This window comes from Bacillus sp. 22446 (assembly GCF_052044955.1).
GTDB lineage: Bacteria > Bacillota > Bacilli > Bacillales > Bacillaceae > Bacillus > Bacillus altitudinis.
Genome location: NZ_JBQEOD010000005.1, coordinates 102,196 through 124,091 on the forward strand (window position 1 = coordinate 102,196; position 21,896 = coordinate 124,091).

20 protein-coding genes and 3 pseudogenes are annotated in these 21,896 nt (G+C 41.4%); 20 read left to right on the forward strand and 3 right to left on the reverse strand.

Going from position 1 to position 21,896, the window contains the following annotated elements; translation table 11 throughout:
* Positions 1 to 89 precede the first annotated feature (89 nt).
* From ACTJJD_RS12010 to ACTJJD_RS12030, 5 genes are all read left to right on the forward strand, one after another.
* A complete protein-coding gene (locus ACTJJD_RS12010) occupies positions 90 to 1,253 on the forward strand; it encodes an iron-containing alcohol dehydrogenase (RefSeq protein ID WP_017358962.1) in 1,164 nt (387 codons plus the stop codon).
* A gap of 119 nt (positions 1,254 to 1,372) precedes the next feature.
* Positions 1,373 to 2,545 carry an iron-containing alcohol dehydrogenase gene (locus ACTJJD_RS12015; protein ID WP_008345787.1) on the forward strand — a complete coding sequence of 391 codons (1,173 nt, stop codon included), beginning with the start codon at positions 1,373 to 1,375 and terminating at the stop codon, positions 2,543 to 2,545.
* 126 nt (positions 2,546 to 2,671) lie between these two features.
* Positions 2,672 to 4,027: a glucose-6-phosphate isomerase gene (locus ACTJJD_RS12020; RefSeq protein ID WP_017358963.1), complete on the forward strand. Its 1,356-nt coding sequence runs from the start codon at positions 2,672 to 2,674 to the stop codon at positions 4,025 to 4,027.
* A 115-nt stretch (positions 4,028 to 4,142) separates the two neighbouring features.
* The gene (locus ACTJJD_RS12025) at positions 4,143 to 4,361 is read left to right on the forward strand and encodes a spore germination protein (RefSeq protein WP_048002204.1); all 219 of its coding nucleotides are present in this window, start codon (positions 4,143 to 4,145) and stop codon (positions 4,359 to 4,361) included.
* 29 nt (positions 4,362 to 4,390) lie between these two features.
* Entirely contained in the window at positions 4,391 to 4,792 is a 402-nt protein-coding gene (locus ACTJJD_RS12030; RefSeq protein WP_052320645.1) for a YugN-like family protein, read from the forward strand.
* Here ACTJJD_RS12030 and ACTJJD_RS12035 read toward each other — a convergent pair.
* Positions 4,789 to 5,775: a potassium channel family protein gene (locus ACTJJD_RS12035; protein WP_052320646.1), complete on the reverse strand. Its 987-nt coding sequence runs from the start codon at positions 5,773 to 5,775 to the stop codon at positions 4,789 to 4,791. The two genes, ACTJJD_RS12030 and ACTJJD_RS12035, sit on opposite strands and share 4 nt — an antisense overlap.
* A gap of 126 nt (positions 5,776 to 5,901) precedes the next feature.
* Here ACTJJD_RS12035 and ACTJJD_RS12040 point away from each other — a divergent pair, with 126 nt between their 5' ends.
* The 6 genes from ACTJJD_RS12040 (at position 5,902) to ACTJJD_RS12065 (ending at position 10,079) form a co-directional block, all read left to right on the forward strand.
* Entirely contained in the window at positions 5,902 to 6,126 is a 225-nt protein-coding gene (locus ACTJJD_RS12040; protein ID WP_008345775.1) for a hypothetical protein, read from the forward strand.
* An 81-nt stretch (positions 6,127 to 6,207) separates the two neighbouring features.
* On the forward strand, positions 6,208 to 6,882 hold the full coding sequence (locus ACTJJD_RS12045) for a zinc metallopeptidase (RefSeq protein WP_024719711.1): 675 nt from the start codon (positions 6,208 to 6,210) through the stop codon (positions 6,880 to 6,882).
* A 48-nt stretch (positions 6,883 to 6,930) separates the two neighbouring features.
* Entirely contained in the window at positions 6,931 to 8,223 is a 1,293-nt protein-coding gene (locus ACTJJD_RS12050) for a hemolysin family protein (protein ID WP_007500537.1), read from the forward strand.
* 135 nt (positions 8,224 to 8,358) lie between these two features.
* Positions 8,359 to 8,760 (forward strand): secondary thiamine-phosphate synthase enzyme YjbQ, encoded by a 402-nt coding sequence (locus ACTJJD_RS12055; RefSeq protein ID WP_025207889.1) that lies wholly within the window; start codon positions 8,359 to 8,361, stop codon positions 8,758 to 8,760.
* Positions 8,761 to 8,774: 14 nt separating this feature from the next.
* Positions 8,775 to 9,806, forward strand: a complete 1,032-nt coding sequence (locus tag ACTJJD_RS12060; protein WP_048002207.1) for an NAD(P)H-dependent flavin oxidoreductase — start codon at positions 8,775 to 8,777, stop codon at positions 9,804 to 9,806.
* A gap of 24 nt (positions 9,807 to 9,830) precedes the next feature.
* Entirely contained in the window at positions 9,831 to 10,079 is a 249-nt protein-coding gene (locus ACTJJD_RS12065; RefSeq protein ID WP_017358966.1) for a hypothetical protein, read from the forward strand.
* Positions 10,080 to 10,100: 21 nt separating this feature from the next.
* Here ACTJJD_RS12065 and ACTJJD_RS12070 read toward each other — a convergent pair whose 3' ends face one another.
* A complete protein-coding gene (locus ACTJJD_RS12070) occupies positions 10,101 to 10,841 on the reverse strand; it encodes a protein-glutamine gamma-glutamyltransferase (protein ID WP_008345763.1) in 741 nt (246 codons plus the stop codon).
* A gap of 339 nt (positions 10,842 to 11,180) precedes the next feature.
* Here ACTJJD_RS12070 and ACTJJD_RS12075 point away from each other — a divergent pair.
* From ACTJJD_RS12075 to ACTJJD_RS12110, 8 genes and pseudogenes are all read left to right on the forward strand, one after another.
* Positions 11,181 to 12,047 (forward strand): annotated as a pseudogene (locus ACTJJD_RS12075) (cache domain-containing protein); the annotation flags it as partial.
* A gap of 114 nt (positions 12,048 to 12,161) precedes the next feature.
* The gene (locus tag ACTJJD_RS12080) at positions 12,162 to 12,989 is read left to right on the forward strand and encodes a methyl-accepting chemotaxis protein (RefSeq protein ID WP_440608494.1); all 828 of its coding nucleotides are present in this window, start codon (positions 12,162 to 12,164) and stop codon (positions 12,987 to 12,989) included.
* Between the two features lie 282 nt (positions 12,990 to 13,271).
* A pseudogene (locus tag ACTJJD_RS12085) lies at positions 13,272 to 14,159 on the forward strand (HAMP domain-containing protein); the annotation flags it as partial.
* Entirely contained in the window at positions 14,154 to 15,104 is a 951-nt protein-coding gene (locus ACTJJD_RS12090) for a methyl-accepting chemotaxis protein (protein WP_370529239.1), read from the forward strand. The pseudogene ACTJJD_RS12085 and the gene ACTJJD_RS12090, both read left to right, overlap by 6 nt.
* Before the next feature lie 317 nt (positions 15,105 to 15,421).
* A pseudogene (locus ACTJJD_RS12095) lies at positions 15,422 to 16,318 on the forward strand (HAMP domain-containing protein); the annotation flags it as partial.
* On the forward strand, positions 16,310 to 17,257 hold the full coding sequence (locus tag ACTJJD_RS12100) for a methyl-accepting chemotaxis protein (protein ID WP_407708023.1): 948 nt from the start codon (positions 16,310 to 16,312) through the stop codon (positions 17,255 to 17,257). The pseudogene ACTJJD_RS12095 and the gene ACTJJD_RS12100, both read left to right, overlap by 9 nt.
* A gap of 369 nt (positions 17,258 to 17,626) precedes the next feature.
* On the forward strand, positions 17,627 to 19,615 hold the full coding sequence (gene tlpB, locus ACTJJD_RS12105; RefSeq protein WP_046526560.1) for a methyl-accepting chemotaxis protein TlpB: 1,989 nt from the start codon (positions 17,627 to 17,629) through the stop codon (positions 19,613 to 19,615).
* 89 nt (positions 19,616 to 19,704) lie between these two features.
* Entirely contained in the window at positions 19,705 to 20,229 is a 525-nt protein-coding gene (locus ACTJJD_RS12110) for a type 1 glutamine amidotransferase domain-containing protein (RefSeq protein WP_008344162.1), read from the forward strand.
* 55 nt (positions 20,230 to 20,284) lie between these two features.
* On the opposite strand, the gene ACTJJD_RS12115 is transcribed toward ACTJJD_RS12110, so the two are convergent.
* A complete protein-coding gene (locus ACTJJD_RS12115) occupies positions 20,285 to 21,274 on the reverse strand; it encodes a Gfo/Idh/MocA family protein (protein WP_144683751.1) in 990 nt (329 codons plus the stop codon).
* A 200-nt stretch (positions 21,275 to 21,474) separates the two neighbouring features.
* On the opposite strand from ACTJJD_RS12115, the gene ACTJJD_RS12120 reads away from it, so the two are divergent.
* Positions 21,475 to 21,867, forward strand: a complete 393-nt coding sequence (locus ACTJJD_RS12120; protein ID WP_440608432.1) for a DoxX family protein — start codon at positions 21,475 to 21,477, stop codon at positions 21,865 to 21,867.
* The last annotated feature ends 29 nt before the right edge of the window (positions 21,868 to 21,896 follow it).

The following is a 21,896-nucleotide window of genomic DNA, read 5'->3' on the forward strand; positions in this document are numbered from 1 at the left end:
CCAAACTATGCGTAAGAAAATGGATGAAAGCAAATTACTTTACTTTTGGAATGAAAGAGGCGCATAATGTAGCGCGAGGAGGAGATCACATGGATCGATTTACTTATTGGAACCCAACGAAATTAATTTTTGGAAAGGGAGAAGTATCAGCCCTTTCAGATGAACTAAAACACTACGGAAAAAACGTATTGCTTGTATATGGTGGAGGCAGCATTAAACGAAATGGCCTTTATGACCAAGTTGTCAGCATTTTAAAAGAATCAGGAGCTGCAATCACTGAGCTTGCTGGTGTTGAGCCAAACCCGCGCTTAACAACAGTTAGAAAAGGGGTTGAGCTTTGCAAAGAGAACCAAATTGATTTTATTTTGGCAGTCGGCGGCGGTAGTGTCATTGACGCAACCAAAGCGATCGCAGCTGGTGCGAAATACGATGGAGATGCTTGGGATATCGTCACTCGTAAGCATGTCCCAATGGAAGCCATCCCATTTGGTACAGTATTAACACTTGCCGCGACAGGTTCTGAAATGAACTCTGGCTCCGTCATCACAAACTGGGAAACAAATGAGAAATACGGATGGGGCAGTCCAGCTGTCTTCCCTAAATTCTCTATTCTTGACCCAGTCAATACATTTACTGTGCCAAAAAACCATACGATTTATGGCATGGTCGACATGATGTCTCACGTGTTTGAACAATATTTCCATCACACGGAGAATACACCTTACCAAGATCGTATGTGTGAAGGACTTCTTCGTACGGTCATTGAAACAGCACCAAAGCTGATCAATGATTTGGAAAACTATGAGCTTCGTGAAACGATTTTATTCACAGGCACCATTGCACTGAATGGAATGCTTTCAATGGGCGCACGCGGAGACTGGGCATCTCACAATATTGAGCATGCGGTATCCGCGGTGTATGACATCCCTCATGCAGGCGGACTTGCGATCTTGTTCCCGAACTGGATGAAACATGTCATTCAAGAAAACCCAGGTCGCTTCAAGCAATTAGCAGTGCGTGTATTCGATGTAGACCCTGCGGGCAAAACAGACGAAGAAGTTGGCTTAGAAGGAATCGAAAAACTTTCTGCTTTCTGGACAAGTTTAGGAGCACCAAACCGTTTAGCTGACTATGACATCAACGATGAGAAAATTGATCTGATTGCAGACCGTGCAATGGCACGTGGTGAATTTGGCCAATTTAAAAAGCTGAACAAAGAAGATGTTCTAGCTATTCTAAACGCTTCTTTATAATCGAACATGAAAAAGATAGCTGCTTTTAAGCAGTTATCTTTTTTGAGTTCTGCATGTACATATGTTACAGTAGTCTTTCATGTTTTTGGATATATATGTTTTAAGGAGATGTAGAACAGATGGAGAACTTTATTTACTATAATCCAACGAAATTAATGTTTGGAAAAGGACAACTAGACGGACTAAAAAGCGAACTCGCTCGTTATGGAAAGCGAGTGCTTCTTGTATATGGTGGAGGCAGTATTAAGAAAAATGGTCTTTATGATAAGGTCATCAGCGCTTTAAATGAAGCAGAGGCTGACGTATTTGAACTGTCAGGAGTTGAACCGAACCCTCGTCTCACTACAGTGCAAAAAGGGATCGACATTTGCCAAAATGAGAACATTGATTTCTTATTAGCAGTTGGTGGGGGAAGTGTCATCGACTGTACAAAAGCCATTGCAGCTGGAGCTGAATATGACGGGAATGTTTGGGATATTATTTCAAAGAAAACGACCGCTCAAAAAGCACTGCCATTTGGCACAGTATTGACACTTGCAGCGACAGGCTCAGAAATGAACCCGGATTCTGTGATCACGAACTGGGAAACAAATGAAAAATACGTGTGGGGCAGTTCAGTCACGCACCCTGCTTTTTCAATTTTAGATCCTGAGCACACATATTCTGTGCCAGAGAATCAGACGGTGTATGGCATGGTTGATATGATGAGCCATGTATTTGAACAATACTTCCATAATGTCAAAAATACGCCTCTACAAGATCGGATGTGTTTTGCTGTTCTTCAAACAGTCATCGAGACAGCACCAAAGCTACTTGAAGACTTACAAAACTATGAGCACCGTGAAACCATCCTTTATGCAGGAACGATTGCTTTAAATGGCACGCTGCAAATGGGCTATTTTGGAGACTGGGCATCTCATACGATTGAGCATGCAGTATCAGCAGTCTATGACATACCGCATGCAGGTGGACTTGCGATCCTCTTCCCAAACTGGATGCGTCATACACTCGATCATAATGTCGAACGTTTTAAAAACCTCATGTTGAACATGTTTGACATTGAGACAGAAGGAAAATCGGATCGTGACATCGCATTAGAAGGAATCGACAAGCTGTCAGCCTTCTGGACAAGCCTCGGTGCACCGAGTCGTTTAGCGGATTATGATATTGGTGAAGATCAACTGGACAAAATTGCTGACATCGCAGCAAAAGAAATGGAATATGGTGGTTTTGGTAACTTTATGAAACTTGGCCGTGATGACATTTTAGCGATTTTGAAAGCTTCTCTATAATTTGGATGGCCGCTTCTCTTCATGAGGAGCGGCTTTTTGCTGCATCAATGACGATCACTTGATTTCAATAGCTAGTTCCGCTAAAGTGAAAGGGACAGAACTAACGTAATGGAGGGCTTACAAGCGATGACACATATTCAATTTGACTACTCGAAAGCGTTACCTTTCTTTCAAGAACATGAGCTTACATATTTAAAAGATTTTGTGAAGGTGGCCCATCATAATATTCATGAACAAACGGGTACTGGCAGTGATTATTTAGGCTGGGTTGACTTACCGAAGCAATATGATCGCGAAGAATTTGCCCGCATTAAAAAAAGTGCAGAAAAGATTAAGTCTGATTCTGATGTATTACTCGTTGTTGGAATTGGTGGTTCTTATCTTGGCGCACGTGCGGCCATTGAGTTTTTAAACCATTCTTTCTATAATACTTTGCCAAAAGGCAAACGCAAAACACCGCAAATCATCTTTATTGGAAACAACATCAGTTCTTCTTATTTAACAGATGTAATGGATCTGCTAGAAGATGCCGATTTCTCCATTAACGTGATTTCAAAATCTGGTACAACAACAGAGCCAGCCATTGCGTTCCGTATCTTTAAAAAGCTCCTTATCGAAAAATATGGTGCTGAAGAAGCGAAAAAACGCATCTATGCGACAACTGACAAGGCACGCGGGGCACTCAAAACGTTAGCAACTGAAGAAGGCTATGAATCATTTATCATCCCTGATGACGTCGGCGGACGCTATTCCGTCTTAACAGCAGTTGGTCTATTGCCAATCGCTGTAAGCGGTGCAGACATTGATCAAATGATGGAAGGTGCTGCGAAAGCAAGTGAAGACTTCGCTTCATCTGAGCTCTCAGAAAATGCGGCTTATCAATATGCGGTTGTCCGTAATGTTCTTTATAATAAAGGACGGACAATTGAAATGCTGATTAACTATGAGCCAGGCTTACAGTACTTTGCGGAGTGGTGGAAGCAGTTATTCGGCGAAAGTGAAGGGAAAGATGAAAAAGGAATCTATCCTTCATCTGCCAACTTCTCAACGGATCTTCATTCACTTGGTCAATATGTACAAGAAGGAAGAAGAGACTTGTTTGAAACCATCGTGAATGTAGACAAGCCACGACATGAACTTGTCATCGAAGCAGAAGAACAAGACCTTGATGGGTTAAACTATCTTGCAGGAAAAACGGTTGATTTCGTCAATAAAAAAGCATTTGAAGGCACAATGCTTGCTCATACGGATGGAAAAGTACCGAACCTGATTGTGACAATTCCTGAAATGGATGCTTATACATTCGGATATCTCGTGTACTTCTTCGAAAAAGCATGTGCGATGTCTGGGTATTTACTAGGCGTCAATCCATTCGACCAGCCTGGAGTAGAAGCGTATAAAGTGAACATGTTTGCTTTATTAGGAAAACCGGGCTTCGAAGAGAAAAAGGCAGAACTTGAGAGCCGTCTCAAACAATCATAAGAATAAAAGGCACATCTTTTCATAAGGTGTGCCTTTTTTTATGTTCTCATGGTGTCAGTGCAAGCCTCCCTAAGCTCTATACATAGAATAATCAATGGAGGAGGTTGATGAAGCGATGAGAACAAATCATATTTATATCCATGACATTTCCGGGCAGGCCATCGTTAACTTTGGGAATGTTGGGCGGATTTGTCCAATGAGTGCTACGAAAGAAACATCTGGAGCGGGCAGTGCGAACCAGACAAATGCATCATCCAGCCAAAGCTTATTTGATGCTGCTTTTACAAACAATGTGCAAATCACGAAAGGCAAATGTATGAATTCCTCTCTTTAACGAACCCTATACAAAAAGGAGGGTTCTGTATGATTCATGTACCATCTAGGCTGACTGGTGAAAGCTTTTCACTGTACCATTTAGAAGAAAACATGAAGCCGCTCGGATATGTCATTAATGGGAATTGGGATTATGATCATGGATATTTTGATTATAAAATTGACAACCGTGATGGCTATACCTTTCTCAGAGTTCCGTTTACAGCCGAGAAAGGACAGCTGGATCAGCCAGGCGTTGTGGTGAAAATGGGACATCCATTTCTCTTAAAGCATGTCTATCAAGATAAATTAGATGACCATGCGATGGTTGGAAATGTCGGGGCATCTTTTAACCAATTCCAAGAACCGAAAGAGAAAGACGGGGATGTGTCAAATGCTTATGCCGAAATTGGCTTTTCACTCGTCAAAGAACTAGAAGATGTACTGCTTTAAAAGCTGATCAGCTCATCCTCTGGATGAAGCTCATACGCAAAAGGAGGATTCATCATGGGTCCTTCTTTTTTTTGTACGCCTACAATGATGACATGGTGCTCTAGAAAGTGGTGAAGTGCCGTTAAGAATGTCTCTCCAGCTAATGAAGCTGGTACTGGAATGATGGTGATCTGTTTATGGAGGGTCATGTTTCTTTTTATTTTTAACGCCACGAGCTGTTCTTTTAAAAGAAAATGCTCCACCATTAAATGATTCACGGCATCAGAAGTATGGATGACTTGATTGGCTCCAGCCCGCTCAGCATTTTTCACATAGCGATCGGTTAAAATTTCAATTAAACAATACAACGAAGGATTTAATCCTTTTGCTGCAAGCAAGGTTAACACACTCTGCATATCAGCTGTCACTTCATTTTCATGCTGGTCGGCGGTAATCATCAATGTATCAGCACTCATAATATTTGCTCTGCGAAGTGTGGCATCCTCTGTACCATGGCCTTTAATAAAATGGACATTCTCTAAAAGAGGTCCTTCCTTTAAGGAATCATCAATAAGTACAATCGGCATGGCGGGATCAATGGTTTGAAACGATTGAAGCAGTTTGTTCGTTTTCTCATTCCAGCCGACAATAATAAGATGCCCTTTCCCCTTGAAAGCCACCTTCCCCTCTACATAATGGTGCTGTTTGCTAAATACAGCGGCAGCAAGCGTGGCGAAATATGCAGTGACAAAGCTGGCGCCGATCAAAATGAGCGCCATCCCTGCTACTTGCCCAGGCATGGTTTGCGGCACAAAATCACCGTATCCCACAGTAGAAACTGTAATGAGCGCCCACCAGATCCCATCAAAGATCGTATGATACTGCTTTGGTTCAAGTATGACGATTAATTGTCCAAAAAAGAGAAGCAAGAAACAGATGATGATCGCAATGCGAACATAAAGAGGCCATCTTAGCCAGGCAATGAAGATACGGTTTGATTTCATCGAACTCGTCCTTTCAGGGAGACTGCTAATGTCAGTATGCCCGATTAGGAAACAATTTTTCATCATCGTCATGTATTGAAATAGAACCCATATCTTAAAATAAGAGAGAAGAAGGAGGGAATGCGAATGTCGTTTGTTCAAAAGACCGTACTTCTTTTTATCGGCGCCCACTTTTTATCATCTGCGGTGATTTTACTCGTGTTTGATTTAAATGCGGTGAACCATTTTATGAATGATTTCTCGTGGCTTCGTTTTTTTCAAGACCTATATGGAACGGTGACATTTTATACAGCATGCATCGGAATGTTCTTCTTTTTCATTGGTGTAGTGATTCCCCTTAAAAAGACCTAGTGCTTTTTGCTGTACACGTTACATAAAAGTCATTAAAATTGTAAATAAATATATAAAATAAAAAGGAAGCTGATGAGCATGCTGTTTTTTTATTTTTTAACATTTGCCGCATTGGGATTGTCTTTTTGGGCACAATTTAAAGTAAAGAATAATTTTGAAAAGTATTCAAAGGTTGAAGCTGCCAGTATGAAAACAGGTGCTGAAACCGCTCGATATATTTTAGATCGCAACGGGTTATACGATGTACCCGTTGAACCGGTAAGAGGAACTTTGACTGATCATTACGACCCGACGCAGCGTGTGGTTCGTTTATCTGAACCAGTGTATTATGGCCATTCCATTTCGGCCATTTCAGTCGCATCACACGAGGTTGGACATGCCTTGCAGCATCAGGAATCCTATGGTGCGCTTGTCTTGAGACATAAGATCTTCCCTGTCGTGAACTTTGCATCTGGTGTTGCCCCGCTTCTTTTCCTAGGTGGATTATTGCTCGGCAGCCTTAACTTAATCGGGCTTGGGATCGTTCTGTTCTCAGCTGCTGTGTTCTTTCAGCTAGTGACATTGCCTGTTGAGTTTAACGCAAGTTCTCGTGCAAAGAATATCATTGTTTCAGAAGGAATCATTAGAAGCAGTGAAGAAAGAGGCGTGAACAAGGTGTTAAATGCTGCAGCTCTTACGTACGTAGCAGCGGCCCTTGTCTCCCTGTTTGAATTGCTCCGTTTTGTAATGATCTTCCTAAATGGCCGTAATGATTAATTGACGCCAGAGGAGGTGAGCCCTTACCCGTGTTAGGTAAGGGTTTTTTTGTATATTTTAAACGTATTTTTAGTCCTATTACTCATTGCTGCGACAGCATTTTTTGTTGTCACTGAATTTGCGATTGTGAAAATTAGAGGCTCAAAAATCAATCAGCTGATTGAAAGCGGTGATAAGAGAGCCATTCATGTTCAAAAACTGACAACCAACCTTGATGAATATTTATCTGCCTGTCAGCTTGGTATTACCATCACGGCATTAGGCTTAGGGTGGTTAGGGGAGCCGACAGTGGAACATTTCCTGCATCCGCTTTTTGAAAAGGCAGGGCTTCATTCCGCTTTGACAGACATCATATCGTTTATCATTGCCTTTGTGATCATTACGTTTTTGCATGTTGTCGTTGGGGAACTTGCTCCCAAAACGATTGCCATTCAAAAGGCAGAAGCCGTCAGTCTTGTGACGGCAAAACCTCTTATTTTTTTCTATAAAGTCATGTACCCGTTTATTAAAGCATTAAATGGGGCTGCACGAGGCATTGTGAAATTATTTGGTTTTCATTCTGTCAAAGAACATGAAGTGGCGATCAGTGAGGAAGAATTGCGTCTCATCCTTTCTGAAAGCTACGAAAAGGGCGAGATCAACCAATCTGAATACAAATATGTCAATAAAATATTTGAATTTGATAACCGAGTGGCGAGAGAGATCATGATCCCGCGCACAGAAATCTCTGCCATTGAAATTGAACAGAGCCTGGAAGACGTGACGCATTATATGCTGAACGAAAGGTATACACGTTATCCTGTCATTAAAGAAGACAAAGATCATGTCATTGGTGTGATCAATAGCAAAGACGTATTTAAAGCAAGTTTTCTCAATCAAGAGGTGTCCATTGAAGACTTAATGCGCCCTGTCATTCGTGTCATTGAAAGTACACCGGTTCAAGAACTGCTGATTTTGATGCAAAAGGAACGGATTCATATGTCGGTGCTTGTAGATGAATACGGCGGAACAGCAGGTCTCGTCACAGTTGAAGACATATTAGAAGAAATTGTGGGCGAGATTCGAGATGAATATGATCAAGATGAGACCCCGCATATTGTGAAAAAAGGTGACTTCCACTATGTCATGGATGGAAAAGCCTTGATCGATGAAGTAAATGATTTATTGGATTTAGCGATTGAAAATGATGATGTTGATACAATTGCCGGCTGGATGATGACGCATAAAATTGATTTTGACATTGGAGATATCATTGAAGCAGAAGGCTGTGAATTTAAAATTGTCGATGCAGAAGATCATCATATTCGAACCATAGAAGTAAAAAAGGTTCACTTTTCCTAAAAACCTCGGAGCTATTGACGAGGTTTTTTTGCTTGGTAAACTTTAGGTAAGAAGATTTGTTTCTGCCAACCGGCAGTGATTGGTTTCACATAAAAAGGGTATGGTTTTATAGACATGATCAAAAGGAGCAGAGAAATGAAAAAAATCAACGTACAAACAGACAAACACGATGACATGATAGACATTACCCATGAAGTTCAGCAATATGTCCGGGAAACTGGAATTCAAAACGGAACGGTTATGGTCTATTGTCCACATACGACGGCTGGAATCACCATTAATGAAAATGCCGACCCAGACGTCAAACGAGATATGCTGCGCCGGCTTGACGAAGTCTTTCCGTGGGAACATTCAAAAGATCGTCATATGGAAGGCAATACAGCAGCGCATATGAAAGCTAGTTATATGGGAGCATCTCAGCACGTTCTTGTCCATCATGGTGATCTTGTGCTTGGAACGTGGCAGGGAATCTATTTTTGTGAGTTTGACGGACCGAGACATCGTCACTTTTATGTACAGGTGTCATCTAACGAGTAAGGGCGGGGGAGAAGATGGGAGAATTCACAGCGTTACTTCAAATTGAACATGGCATCATTCAAGCACCAATGGCAGGAGGAGCGGTGACGCCGCAGCTTGTCGCCGCTGTTTCACAATATGGCGGTCTCGGTAGCTTAGCAAGTGGTTATGTACAGCCAGAAAAGATGAGGCAGCAAATCAGACAGGTCAAACAGCTGACATCTCGTCCATTTCAAGTGAATGTGTTTGTCCCTGAACCCATTTCAGAAACGAAAACAGAAGATGTATCATTTTGGACAGACCGGCTGCCTGTCATACAAGAAGCACAGATGATCCCTAGAGAAGAAGAATTATGGAAGGACTATGAACAAAAAATCAACATTCTTCAAGAAGAAGAAGTCCCAGCTGTGTCGTTTACATTTGCCTGTCCAAATGAACAAACAATTCATCATCTGAAACAAAAGGGGATCTTTCTCATTGGAACAGCTACAACAAAAAAAGAAGCACTGCTTTTAGAAGAAAAAGGAATGGATGCCATTGTTCTTCAAGGAAGCGAAGCAGGAGGGCACCGAGGCACCTTCTTACCTTCAAAGGGAGATGCTCTGCAGGGACTTTTCTGCCTGATCAGTGATGTCAAGTCTGTCTGTCATATCCCATTGATCGCCGCTGGAGGGATCACAGACCGGACCACTATGAAAGCAGCACTAGCACTTGGAGCAGATGCGGTTCAAATAGGGACACGATTTTTAGCGAGTCAAGAAAGTGCTGCGGCAGATGTGTACAAAAAGGCGCTGTTACAGGCAGAAGGCAGTGAAACAGCGATGACACGGCTTTTCTCTGGAAAAAAAGCAAGAGGTATTGTCAATCAGTGGATGGAGGAAGAAAGACGAAATGAAGACCGGGTTCTTCCCTATCCCATACAGCACGTATGGACAACACCGATGCGAAAAGCGGCAGCTGCTGCAGGAAACCGAGAACAAATGGCTCTTTGGGCAGGTCAGGGGGTTGGCCGTATTCATTCCATTTTAACCGTTGAAGAAATCATGCATGAACTCACGCAGATATAATTTGATAATGGGTGGTGTGACAGGATGGAAATCTTAAAACATTCATATCGGAAAAAAGGACAAATTGAATTTCTATTTGATGATTTTCCGCACTCCCCTGCCGTCCTTACCCCCATTCGTCATTACTATTTCGTTCGTTATGTCAAATGGAATCAGCACGACCCTCCAGTCACAAGAAACGATCTAGAAGAAATGGAAATCCTAGCAAACACAATGCTTGGCACGCTCCATGATTACCGCAAACGCAAGGCATACAAAGGCCCCTTGTCATAACCTATAGACAAGAGGCCCTTTTTAGCTACCAAACATTTGCCTGAGATAAATAACATCCATCCTAGTAGTCTGCGGCAGTAAATAAGCGGACTGAACAGCCCCTGGCCGTCTTCTGGCATTTAATTTATCGATAATCTCTGCAGCTGTTAAGATCCCAAGCCCATGCCCATAATATTGATCTTCCCCTAAGTAAATCACATTTTCTCCGCGCCATTGAGACTGTTGATAGCTAAACTCTGGATTCTCGAAATATAGGCAATCCCCATAAATAAAATCATTTCCGCGCTCTGTATAAATGGATAATGTATCATAGTGCCAGTCATACAGCGTTAAACTTCTAAGTCTTCGATTGAACTTCTCGTCTCCTACCGTTTGCAGGACTCCCATATAAAACACAATGACAATCGCTGTGGCACATTCAAAGGCATATTTTGAGCCATTTTCAAAGATGTCTTTAATCCCCGTTGATGGCTCGACTTGATAGCGCAGTTCTAACGCTCCGGCCTCTGATACACGCCAATAGGCGTCATTCGCACGGGACCTTTGAAAGATAGCAAATGAGGCACCGCTCTTGTTCAAATCTCTTGCCGCATTCATGATATTCGATCGTAAAGTCACCTCAAATAACAAATCAGATGCCTGCCTATAACGGAACGTATCATTTGAGGCTTGTAACTGCATCAAAATGATCCGCTTTTGTCCTTCTAGCTGAAACGATGCCAGCTGCTCATTTGTCACTGGCTGTCCTGAAAGGATAATCATATGAAAAGCGCCCCCTTTTGTATTAGCGTATGCGGGATGCTTGGGCAAGGAATCAATTTGTGAAAATAAACAAAAAGGCATCCTTTTTATTTGAAAAACATGAAAATAATATGAAGCTGTCCGATATAAAACATAACGTTTAAAAGGAGGAAAAACATGAAAAGTATCATAAAATGGTTGAAAAAACCATCGATTTCTAAAAGGCTGATTATTTCATTCACACTTGTTCTCGTCTTGCCTATCATTACACTCAGTACGATTTCATATCAGATTGCCAAAGAAGAATTAGATCATGAAATCATGTACGGAGCCAACGCAAGAGTCAATGAGCTGAATGACATGATCGAGCAAAAGCTTTTGAATAAGGAGAACGCAGTCAAACTGTTTACCGAAACATCCAGTGCTGCAGACTTTAAAAAGAAAAACCAGGACGAACTGTATGAGCATTTTGAGATATACAGTAAAATCAATGAAGATGATGTAGTTGGATTTTATGCAGCAAGTAAAAATCGTGATTTTATTCAGTTCCCTAAAGTGGACATGCCAAAAGGCTATGATCCAACAACTCGTGATTGGTATAAAGCGGCGATGCAGGACGAAAAAGGCGAACCTGTGGTCACCAATCCATACATCTCTGCCACAACAAACGGCATGGTTGTCACAATCGCTCAGCGTCTGAAGGACGGGTCGGGAGCCATTGGGATTGATATTGATGTTCAGGATATCGTCGATAAAATCAAAGATATTAAAATTGGACGAGAAGGATATCCAATTATTGCAAATAAAAACAAACAGATTGTAGCTCACCCAGAAGAAAAATCAGGCTCTGCAGTTACAGAAAATATTTCATCAATCCTTTACAGCGGCAAAGAAGGAACATCAACTTATGAGAATAAAGGAGAGCAAAAACGCCTCGTTTTTGTGACAAATGATTTAACAGGTTGGAAAATTGCTGGAACGATGTTTGTATCAGAAACAGAAGAAGCAGCACAGCCAGTTTGGAATTCTGCCATTATTCTTTTAATTTCTTCTTTTATCCTTGGCGGTATCGCTATCTTCTTTATCGTTCGCTCCATCACAATTGGACTTAGAAGGCTTGTTGATTTCTCAGAAAAGGTGAGTGAAGGGGATTTAACGGAAACCCTCGAAACCAAATCGAAGGATGAAATAGGAGACCTCACAAGAAGCTTTAGTAAGATGAGTGAATCTTTGCGTGAAGTTATTCGAGCGGTCCAGCAATCTGTCGACAATGTGGCTTCAGCTTCAGAAGAGCTGACTGCTAGTGCCAGCCAAACAAGTCAGGCGACAGAGCATATCACAATGTCGATTGAACAATTCTCAAATGGGAATGAAGCACAAAATGAGAAAGTCGAATCTAGCACGAATCAGCTTGTCGCAATGAATGAAGGATTACAAGGTATGTCACAAACTTCATCAGAAGTGACTGCTATCTCCATTCAATCGACAGAAGCGGCTGGACAAGGCGGACGTATCGTTGAAAGCACAGCGAATCAAATGAAACATATCGACACATCTGTACAAGAAGCAGAACAAGTCATGAAAGAATTAGAATACAAGTCTAAAGATATTACGAGCATTTTAAATGTCATTAATGGCATCGCAGATCAAACGAATTTACTTGCACTCAATGCAGCCATTGAAGCAGCAAGAGCAGGTGAATCAGGGCGCGGCTTCTCTGTCGTAGCAGAGGAAGTCAGAAAACTAGCGGTCCAATCCGCAGATTCAGCGAAAGAAATTGAAAAGCTGATCCAAGAAATTGTGTTGGAAATTTCCAAATCTCAAGAGATGTTCAAAGCTGTTAACCGAGAAGTAAATGCAGGACTTGGGATGACAGAAGAAGCAAAAGAAAGCTTCCAAAACATCTATGAGGCGGCAGAAGGTATGTCGAAAAAGCTCACTCAATTAAATGATACAGCGGTTGACCTATCAAGCGGATCAAAACTTGTGTCACAAGCTATGCAGGAGATGCGTCAAGTTTCAAGAGAAAGTGCGGCGAACATTCAAGATATTGCGGCATCTGCTGAAGAACAATTGGCATCTATGGAAGAAATTTCGTCCTCTTCTGTCACACTTGCCAATATGGCTGAGGAGCTAAAAGAGCTGACAAGTCAATTTAAAATTGATTAAAAAACGATGAAAAAATATCCAGAATTGTCTGGGTATTTTTTTTATTTTTAAACGTCATTTCCAGCCCTCTAAAAATAAACCTTTCATCCGATAATAACTTTAGAGAAGTAAAGGGGGAAAGAGAAAATGGGAAAAATGATCCAATGGTTCAAAAAACCATCCATTTCTAAAAAATTAGTTATTGCCTTTTTGGTAGTCCTCATACTGCCAACCGTCGCACTCACAATCAGTGCATTTTTTACATCAAAAACAGAGTTAGACAAACAGATTATGGGCAGTGCGATGAGTCAGGTCAATGCATTTGATACCTTAATCGATGAGAATATTGGGAACAAGGCAGAGGCTGTGACTCTGTTTACAGATGATCTCAAAGCGGTTAATCTTCAAGAAAAAAATAGAAAAGCTACCATTAAAGAATTGCAGCAATACGGAAAAATTAATGAAAAAGATGTCTCAGCCATTTATGCAGGTTCAGAAAAGGGCTTGTTCATGCAATACCCAGTTCAAAAAATGCCTGAAGGCTATGATCCCAGAGAGCGTCCGTGGTATCAAGAGGCCATGAGTGCTGATGGTAAACAAGTCATCACGAAGCCATACGTCGCAGCATCTACAGGTAAAATGGTCATCACCATTGCCCAAAAAACGAAAGATGGCTCAGGGGTGATTGGTCTTGATATGGAAATTGACAGCCTCATTCAAAAGCTAAAAGAAATTAAAATAGGTCAAAAAGGATATGCTTTCATCATGGAGAAGGATAAAACCGTGCTAGCAGATCCAACCCAAAAGCCAGGATCCAAAGTCAATGAGAATTTGGCGAACATTATTTTTAAAAACAAACAAGGAAACGGCAGCTATACACTCAATGGAACAGATAAAAAGGTGGCGTATGTCACCAATGAACTAACCGGCTGGAAAATCGGCGGCACGATGCTCGTATCAGAAGTAGAGGATGCAGCTAAACCCGTTTTCAATACAGCCATTATTGTGTTCAGTGTGACACTGATCGTAGCAGGAACCCTCATCTTCTTTATTGTCCGCTCTATTTCAAGTAGATTATCCAATCTTGCCCGTTTCTCGAAAAAGGTCAGCGATGGTGATTTACGTGATAAACTTCAGATTCAATCAGATGATGAAATAGGACAAGTTGGTAAAGGCTTTAATACGATGATTGACTCATTAAGATCCCTCATTGGCGCCGTCCAAACCTCTGTTGAAAATGTCGCTTCTTCATCAGAAGAACTGACCGCAAGCGCAGGACAAACAAGTAAAGCAACAGAGCATATTACATTAGCCATTGAACAATTCTCTACTGGTAACGAAAGCCAGAATGATAAAGTGGAATCAAGCTCAGAAGAGTTAGAAGAAATGAACAGAGGCCTTCAGCACATGAATGAGTCGGCTGAATCGATTACCGCTTCATCCATCAAATCAACAGAGATTGCAGGAGAAGGCGGACAGCTAGTAGAAAAAACCGCCTCTCAAATGAACGTGATTGATCAATCAGTGAAAAAAGCAGAGAATGTCATCAGTGCGCTGGAAAGCAAATCAAAAGATATTACCCAGATTCTTGGTGTCATTAATGGCATCGCAGATCAAACGAATTTACTTGCGCTGAATGCAGCGATTGAGGCAGCAAGAGCTGGCGAATCTGGTCGAGGCTTCTCCGTTGTAGCAGAAGAAGTAAGAAAACTTGCTGTTCAATCTGCCAACTCAGCGAAAGAAATTGAAAACTTAATCAAAGAAATCGTTCAAGATATTGATGTATCACAAGAAGTATTCACAGCAGTAAATCAAGAAGTTCAATCAGGCTTAAGCTTTACTGAACAAACGAAAGTCAGCTTCCACAATATTTTCGACATGACCAAAGAAATCTCAGATCAGCTCCAAACAATGAATCGAACAGTTGTCCAGCTGTCAAAAGGATCTGCACATGTTTCTGAGGCTGTCCGTGAGATTGCAGACGTATCACGTGAAAGCTCCGCCAATATTCAAGACATTGCCGCTTCAGCTGAAGAACAGCTGGCATCAATGGAAGAGATCAGCTCATCCTCTGCCACCCTATCTTCAATGGCAGAAGAATTACGTGATTTGATTAGCAAATTTAAAGTCGAATAAACAAAATGAAAAGAACCTCCAGCTAGGGGGTTCTTTTTTGAACTGAATATAACGAAAGAAATAGGTAAATATGCTTATTTTGATGAGTTTTCGAGCATTACACCTTGAAAAATAATCCGTATTACCTAAAAATAGAGGGGGATGATCCCAAATCATAAACCAAAAGGAGTAGAGTCATGAAAAAAATCAACTTTTTTAAGCACTTTACGATGTCAAAGAAATTAATTACTGCATTCTTAGCGATTCTCCTAGTGCCCATTCTTGTGTTGGCCGCATTTTCCTATGAAGTGGCGTCTAAGTCTCTCAATGATGAGATTATGTCTAGCGCTGCAAATGGTGTGAATCAATTAAATGAATTGATCAATAAAGATGTACAGCCTAAAATTGATATTGTTTCATATTTATCTAAATCGGTGAAAAAAAAGGAACTGGCCTCTAAAAATAAGGATTTACTTAAGGTGAAATTAGAGCAACTATCGGAAACAGACGACGATGTCGTAGAAGTATTTGTTGCAGATCAGAATGGTAAACTAACTGAATATTCAGAGATTCATAAAGGCAGTGCCAAAAGCGCAAAAAATGAACCATGGTTTCAACAATCAATGGGAGATGACAAACTCATCATTTCAGATCCTTTTACAGACAAGTCATCAGATGACCTGCTCATCACAATATCAGAACAGTTAGCAGATGGTTCTGGTGTCATTGGTATAAATGTACGATTGAACACGATTGTGAAAGATACAAACAGCATCAAAATTGGTCAAGAAGGTTATGCGTTTGTCGCTACCTCAGACCAACGTTACATTGCTCATAAAACGGAAAAGGCCGGGACGAAACTGACAGGCGATTTCATCGAAAAGATGTATCACAATAAAAAAGGCAGTTTCGAATATGAATTCAACGGACAGCCGAAGCAAATGTTTTATGACACAAATGAAGCGACAGGCTGGAAGCTTGCGGGAACAATGTATGTCAACGAAGTGAAGGAAGCCGCACAGCCAGTGCTTGACTTAACCATGATCATCCTAGCTGCTGCGATTGTCATCGGTGGAATCGCGATTTATTTTATTATTAAATCGATCCGAAAACCACTCATAGAGCTCTCTGAATCGGCTGAGAAAATCAGTCAGGGGGATCTCACCCAGCATATCGAGGTGCGCACTCACGATGAAATCGGCAAGCTTGCACAGAGCTTTAACGATATGTCGGCAAAGCTGAAACAAGTCATTCAAGCCGTCCAGAATTCAATTGAAAATGTTGCTGCCTCATCTGAAGAATTAACGGCTAGTGCAGGACAGACAGCCCAAGCGACTGAGCATATTACCTCATCTATTGAACAGTTCTCAAACAGCAATGAACATCAAAATGAGATGATCGAAAAAAGCTCTGTCCAGTTAAACGACATGGATCGAAGCTTATCACATATGGTCAACACGACTTCTCATATGATGGAATCATCTATTGAGTCTAGCAAAACCGCTCAGGCTGGTGGAGAGCTCGTTCAAAAAACAGCAGGTCAAATGCAAACGATTGAACAAGCAGTGAAAGAAGCAGAGCTTGTGATTGCAGGGCTAGAACAGAAATCTAAGAACATTACAAGCATTCTTGGAGTTATCAATGGCATTGCAGATCAGACGAACCTCCTTGCTTTAAATGCAGCGATAGAAGCAGCACGTGCAGGTGAGGCAGGAAGAGGCTTCTCTGTGGTCGCTGAAGAAGTCCGCAAGTTGGCAGAGCAATCAGGCAGCTCTTCAAAAGAAATTGAAAGCCTAACGAACGAAATCGTAGATGAAATTGAAAAGTCGCAGAAGATGTTTAGACAAGTAGCAGGTGAGGTCCAATCTGGATTAAACATTACAGATGAAACGAAAGTGAGTTTTGAGAAAATCACCCATAAGACATCAGAAATGACAGAACAAATGAAACAAATGAACGGGTCAGCCCAAGAACTTTCTCATGGCTCAAACGATATTTCACAAGCAGTCAATCAAATCAAAGAGCTTTCACGTGAAAGTTCCGCAGGTTTCCAAGATATTGCGGCTTCAGCAGAAGAACAACTGGCATCAATGGAAGAGATCAGCTCATCTTCCGCCACTTTATCTCAAATGGCAGAAGAACTGAGAGAGCTCATCAAACAATTTAAAATATAAGAGTCATAGTGGAACACCTGACGTTTTGGCGTCAGGTGTTTCAGCGTGTAGACAAACCCTCGCATTCGGTGTCAGTCCTGCGTGCTGGTGCTCACGAATTCAAATTCGCTCCGCGCCAGTACTCGTCCTTCCTAGGGCTGCAAAGGTTTTCTATCACGCTGAAAAGAAGAAAAGGGCTAAAATCAAATTCATTTTAGCCCTTTGTCAATAATTTGGAACACCTGACGTTTTGACGTCAGGTGTTTTTCCGTTCTTTGCACATAATTTGGGTATTTTGGACTTATCTAGACTTTAATAAATTAAAAAAGTAAAGAACCTAGTAGTACTTCCGATATATATACTATCTTACTAAAAGGAGTTTTCTTTTTTATGAATTTCATACAGTATTTCAAAAAACCATCTATATCAAAAAAGCTCGTTTTCTCTTTCTTATTTATTCTTTTATGCCCAATTATCGTATTGGCATTCTCTTCATATCATACGGCGAGCACCTCTTTAAATGATCAAATCATGCAAAGTGCAAAGGAAAATGTAGAACAGCTGGACAAAAACATTACGAAGGTTGTGAAAGTAAAAACAGACGCAGCCGATTTCTTTAGCAAATGGATTACGAAGAAAAAGCTGGGGCAAAAAGGAACGACTGATATTCAAGGGCGCTTTGAGCAATTCATGAGCATGAATGATGACACAGAAGGCATCTTTGTTGCTTCAAGTGATGGAAAAGTGTTCTCAAGATATCCAAATCAAAAAATGCCTGCTGATTATGTCGCAACTGAGCGGGATTGGTACAAAGATGGCTGGGCGAAAAACGGTGAGCTGTCTGTTTCCGCTCCATACCCAACCGCATCAACTGGTACACTTGTTGTGACGATTTCTAAAAAACTAGAGGACGGTTCTGGTGTTATTGCCATGAACCTGGACATTGCGAATCTAGTAAAAGAGTCTAATAGTATCAATATTGGTAAAGAAGGTCATGCTTTTATCGGAAGCCCAGATCGAACATACGTGGCACATCCAACGAAAAAAGCAGGAACAAAATTAACAGGTGATTGGGTAGACAAGCTTTATACACAAGACAAAGGTTCAATGAGTTATATGTTTGAAGGGAAAGAAAAGCAAATGGAGTTCACAACAAACAAAGCGACTGGTTGGAAAATTGCCGGTACAATGTTTGTCAGTGAAGTAGAAGAAGCGGCGCAGCCAGTCTTCAACATGGCGGCCATTATATTAGCTGGTGCGCTCATCATTGGCGGTATTCTCATCTTCTTTATCATCCGTTCTATTACAAAACCACTTTCCATGCTTGTCTCCTCTTCTAAGAAGATTAGCGAAGGAGATTTAACAGAGAAAATTGATGTCCGGTCAAAGGATGAGATTGGTCAGCTCGGTACAAGTTTTAATGAAATGAGTGAGTCACTCAGAGATGTGATCCAAGCTGTACAGACATCTGTTGAAAACGTGGCGTCATCGTCTGAAGAACTGACGGCAAGTGCAGGTCAAACGACAAAAGCAACCGAACATATTACATCATCCATTGAAACATTCTCGAATGGAAACGAAAATCAAAGTGAAATGGTGGAACAAAGTGCAGCCCACTTGAAACAAATGAACGAAGGGCTAAATGAAGTTGCACAAACATCTGATGTCATTACAGAATCATCGGTTCAATCAAAAACAGTCGCAGAAACAGGCGGACAGCTTGTTGAACAGACAGTTGGCCAAATGAAAACGATTGATCATTCAGTGAAAGAAGCTGAAAGTGTGATCAACGGATTAGAGCATAAATCAAAAGATATCACCAACATTTTAGGTGTCATTAACGGTATAGCAGATCAAACGAATTTACTGGCTCTGAATGCAGCCATTGAAGCAGCACGTGCGGGCGAGTCAGGCAGAGGCTTCTCGGTTGTAGCAGAAGAAGTCCGTAAGCTGGCGGTTCAATCATCAGATTCTGCAAAAGAGATTGAAAAACTCGTCAAAGAAATTGTCTCTGAAATTGAAACGTCTCAAAATATGTTCAAATCTGTGAATGAAGAAGTAAAAAATGGTCTATCAATTACAGACCAAACAAAAGAAAGCTTCTCACAAATCAATCAGCAAACGGCAGAAATTGCGACAAGAATCAATGAAATGAATACAACAGTTCGTGAGCTTTCAAAAGGATCTGAGCAAATTTCTAAAGCAGTGAATGAAATTGCAGATGTATCGAGAGAGAGTTCAGCAAGTATTCAAGATATCGCGGCATCAGCAGAAGAACAGCTGGCATCAATGGAAGAGATTAGTTCTTCTTCGACGACGCTTTCCCAAATGGCGGAAGAATTGCGTGACTTAATTAAAAAATTCAAGATCAGTGAATAATGGAAAGTGGTTCTCCTCAAGGGGAACCGCTTTTCTTTTTAAGAAATGATCTCGTACAATAGAGGAAATCCGAAGAAAGGAGAGAGGTTATGCGTTTATCAAATAAGAAGGTCATTGCGTTAGTCAGTGATGATTTTGAAGATTTAGAGCTATGGTATCCCGTTTTGCGATTAAGAGAAGAGGGGGCAACTGTCCATCTCGTAGGCGAAAAAGCAGATCATGAATATATCGGGAAGTACGGAGTGCCGGCTGTATCAGATGCAGACTTCTATTCCATTCAAGCAGATGATTATGATGCGGTTCTCGTTCCTGGGGGATGGGCGCCCGATAAACTGCGCCGATATCCAGAAGTATTAGACATCGTTCGTACGTTTGATGCAAAGGGCAAACCGATCGGACAAATCTGTCATGCCGGCTGGGTGCTCATTTCAGCTGGTATCCTGAAAGGTAAAAAAGTAACGAGTACACCTGGTATTAAAGATGATATGACGAATGCTGGAGCAGAATGGTTTGATGAAGCCGTTGTGACAGATGGTCATATTGTATCTAGCAGACGCCCGCCGGACCTTCCGCCATATGTGAAAGCATTTGCCGATGTATTAGCGGCAAACTAGATTCACATGAACAAACAAAGGGCTGTAAAACGCCCTTTGTTCGTTCAATGCCTCATTACATTTGTCTGTCGGCTGGATAGATAATGCCCATTTGTCTTCTTGCCTCGTCCATGACGGACATGGTTTGAACGGATAAGGCAAATGTATTGATTGGAGACTGCCCCTTTTTTTGCTTGATGCATTGAATGAAGTGATCGATTTCATAATACATAGCAGGTTGATCATCTTTGATAGAAATATCGGTTTGCTGTCCATTTCGATCATGGATGGTGATACGAGAAGGACGGTGAAATTGATCAATCACCATTGTGGCATCCTCCCCTTGAATTTCAGCAGATACATGAGATGTTGAGATTTTTGAATGAAAAAGCAGTGCTTGATGCCCTTCATATTGTAAAAGTAATGAACCGCTCCCATCAACTCCAGAAGAAAGTGTATAGCCTCTCGCGGTGATTTGATTTGGCAGCCCGAATAAATAAATGATGGGAAAGACAAGATACACGCCGATGTCCATTAAGGAGCCATTGGATAATTCCGGCTTAAAAGCATTTGGAATCTCACCGTTTCGGTAGGCATCGTATCTTGAGGAATATTTACAGTAATGAGCGATCACTTGCCGAATGGGGCCTAGTTGATCAAGATGCTGTTTGATTTGAAGAAAATTCGGCAGAAATGTGGTCTTCATCGCTTCCATTAAGCACACCTGATATTTTTTCGCAGCAGCAATCATTTCTTCAGCCTCTTTCCGGTGAGAGGCCAATGGTTTTTCACATAATACATGTTTTTGATGCGCCATCATCAGCATCGCTTGCTCTTTGTGAAGGGCATTTGGACTTGCGATATACACAGCATCAAACGCATCACTTGCCGCCATTTGCTGTAAATTAGTAAAGACGGTATCAATGCCATACTTGTCTGCAAATGCCTGTCCTTTTTCAGCAGACCGAGAATAGACGGCCGTACATGTAAAATCCGCCACTCCTTCACCAGCCTGTAAGAATCGATCTGTAATCCAATTCGTTCCGATGACAGCAAATCGAATCATCACATTCCCTCCTTCTGCTTTTCTCTGATTATACATGCTTTGAAAGCGTTTGTATGAAAGAATCTCCTTTTTTATTGAAAAGCGGATGAAACCTTTACCTTAGCTGATGCGTCTTACATAAAGAATATAAATGTACGAAAAGTGGATAGTTTCCTCCTTCATTCGGGTAATACTTGAGAAGGAGGGAGGAGGAAACGAACATGAAGCGCATCCTACATATAGGAAGTACATACGCATTCGCGCTTTTATTTATAGCAGCCGGTGTTTTTCATGTGATAGAGCCAAGCGGCTTTGCCCGCATGATGTCTGGATGGCCATTTCCCTATGGCATCATTTATACCACCGCATGCTTGGAATGGCTGCTCGCCGTATTACTGCTTCTTCCAAACGTAAGGATTGTGGCAGCAAAAATGATCGCTGTCTATCTGGTGCTCATTTTCCCTGCGAACCTATTTGCTGCGAGAGAAGGGATTCCATTTCCAGGGCAAGAGAGCACAGAACAAGCCTTGTTATGGATGAGATTAATCGGACAACCGATTTTGATTGGATGGGCCATGTCCATTGCGAAACTGGAAGAAAAGCTGAAACAATGATCACAAAATGATGATCAAGTAGTGTACAA

Coding starts and splice junctions, on each gene's coding strand:
- ACTJJD_RS12010 (WP_017358962.1), top strand. CDS start 90: ATGGATCGATTTACTTATTGGAACCCAACGAAATTAATTTTTGGAAAG.
- ACTJJD_RS12015 (WP_008345787.1), top strand. CDS start 1,373: ATGGAGAACTTTATTTACTATAATCCAACGAAATTAATGTTTGGAAAA.
- ACTJJD_RS12020 (WP_017358963.1), top strand. CDS start 2,672: ATGACACATATTCAATTTGACTACTCGAAAGCGTTACCTTTCTTTCAA.
- ACTJJD_RS12025 (WP_048002204.1), top strand. CDS start 4,143: ATGAGAACAAATCATATTTATATCCATGACATTTCCGGGCAGGCCATC.
- ACTJJD_RS12030 (WP_052320645.1), top strand. CDS start 4,391: ATGATTCATGTACCATCTAGGCTGACTGGTGAAAGCTTTTCACTGTAC.
- ACTJJD_RS12035 (WP_052320646.1), bottom strand. CDS start 5,775: ATGAAATCAAACCGTATCTTCATTGCCTGGCTAAGATGGCCTCTTTAT.
- ACTJJD_RS12040 (WP_008345775.1), top strand. CDS start 5,902: ATGTCGTTTGTTCAAAAGACCGTACTTCTTTTTATCGGCGCCCACTTT.
- ACTJJD_RS12055 (WP_025207889.1), top strand. CDS start 8,359: ATGAAAAAAATCAACGTACAAACAGACAAACACGATGACATGATAGAC.
- ACTJJD_RS12060 (WP_048002207.1), top strand. CDS start 8,775: ATGGGAGAATTCACAGCGTTACTTCAAATTGAACATGGCATCATTCAA.
- ACTJJD_RS12065 (WP_017358966.1), top strand. CDS start 9,831: ATGGAAATCTTAAAACATTCATATCGGAAAAAAGGACAAATTGAATTT.
- ACTJJD_RS12070 (WP_008345763.1), bottom strand. CDS start 10,841: ATGATTATCCTTTCAGGACAGCCAGTGACAAATGAGCAGCTGGCATCG.
- ACTJJD_RS12080 (WP_440608494.1), top strand. CDS start 12,162: ATGTCGATTGAACAATTCTCAAATGGGAATGAAGCACAAAATGAGAAA.
- ACTJJD_RS12090 (WP_370529239.1), top strand. CDS start 14,154: ATGATTGACTCATTAAGATCCCTCATTGGCGCCGTCCAAACCTCTGTT.
- ACTJJD_RS12100 (WP_407708023.1), top strand. CDS start 16,310: ATGTCGGCAAAGCTGAAACAAGTCATTCAAGCCGTCCAGAATTCAATT.
- tlpB (WP_046526560.1), top strand. CDS start 17,627: ATGAATTTCATACAGTATTTCAAAAAACCATCTATATCAAAAAAGCTC.
- ACTJJD_RS12110 (WP_008344162.1), top strand. CDS start 19,705: ATGCGTTTATCAAATAAGAAGGTCATTGCGTTAGTCAGTGATGATTTT.
- ACTJJD_RS12115 (WP_144683751.1), bottom strand. CDS start 21,274: ATGATTCGATTTGCTGTCATCGGAACGAATTGGATTACAGATCGATTC.
- ACTJJD_RS12120 (WP_440608432.1), top strand. CDS start 21,475: ATGAAGCGCATCCTACATATAGGAAGTACATACGCATTCGCGCTTTTA.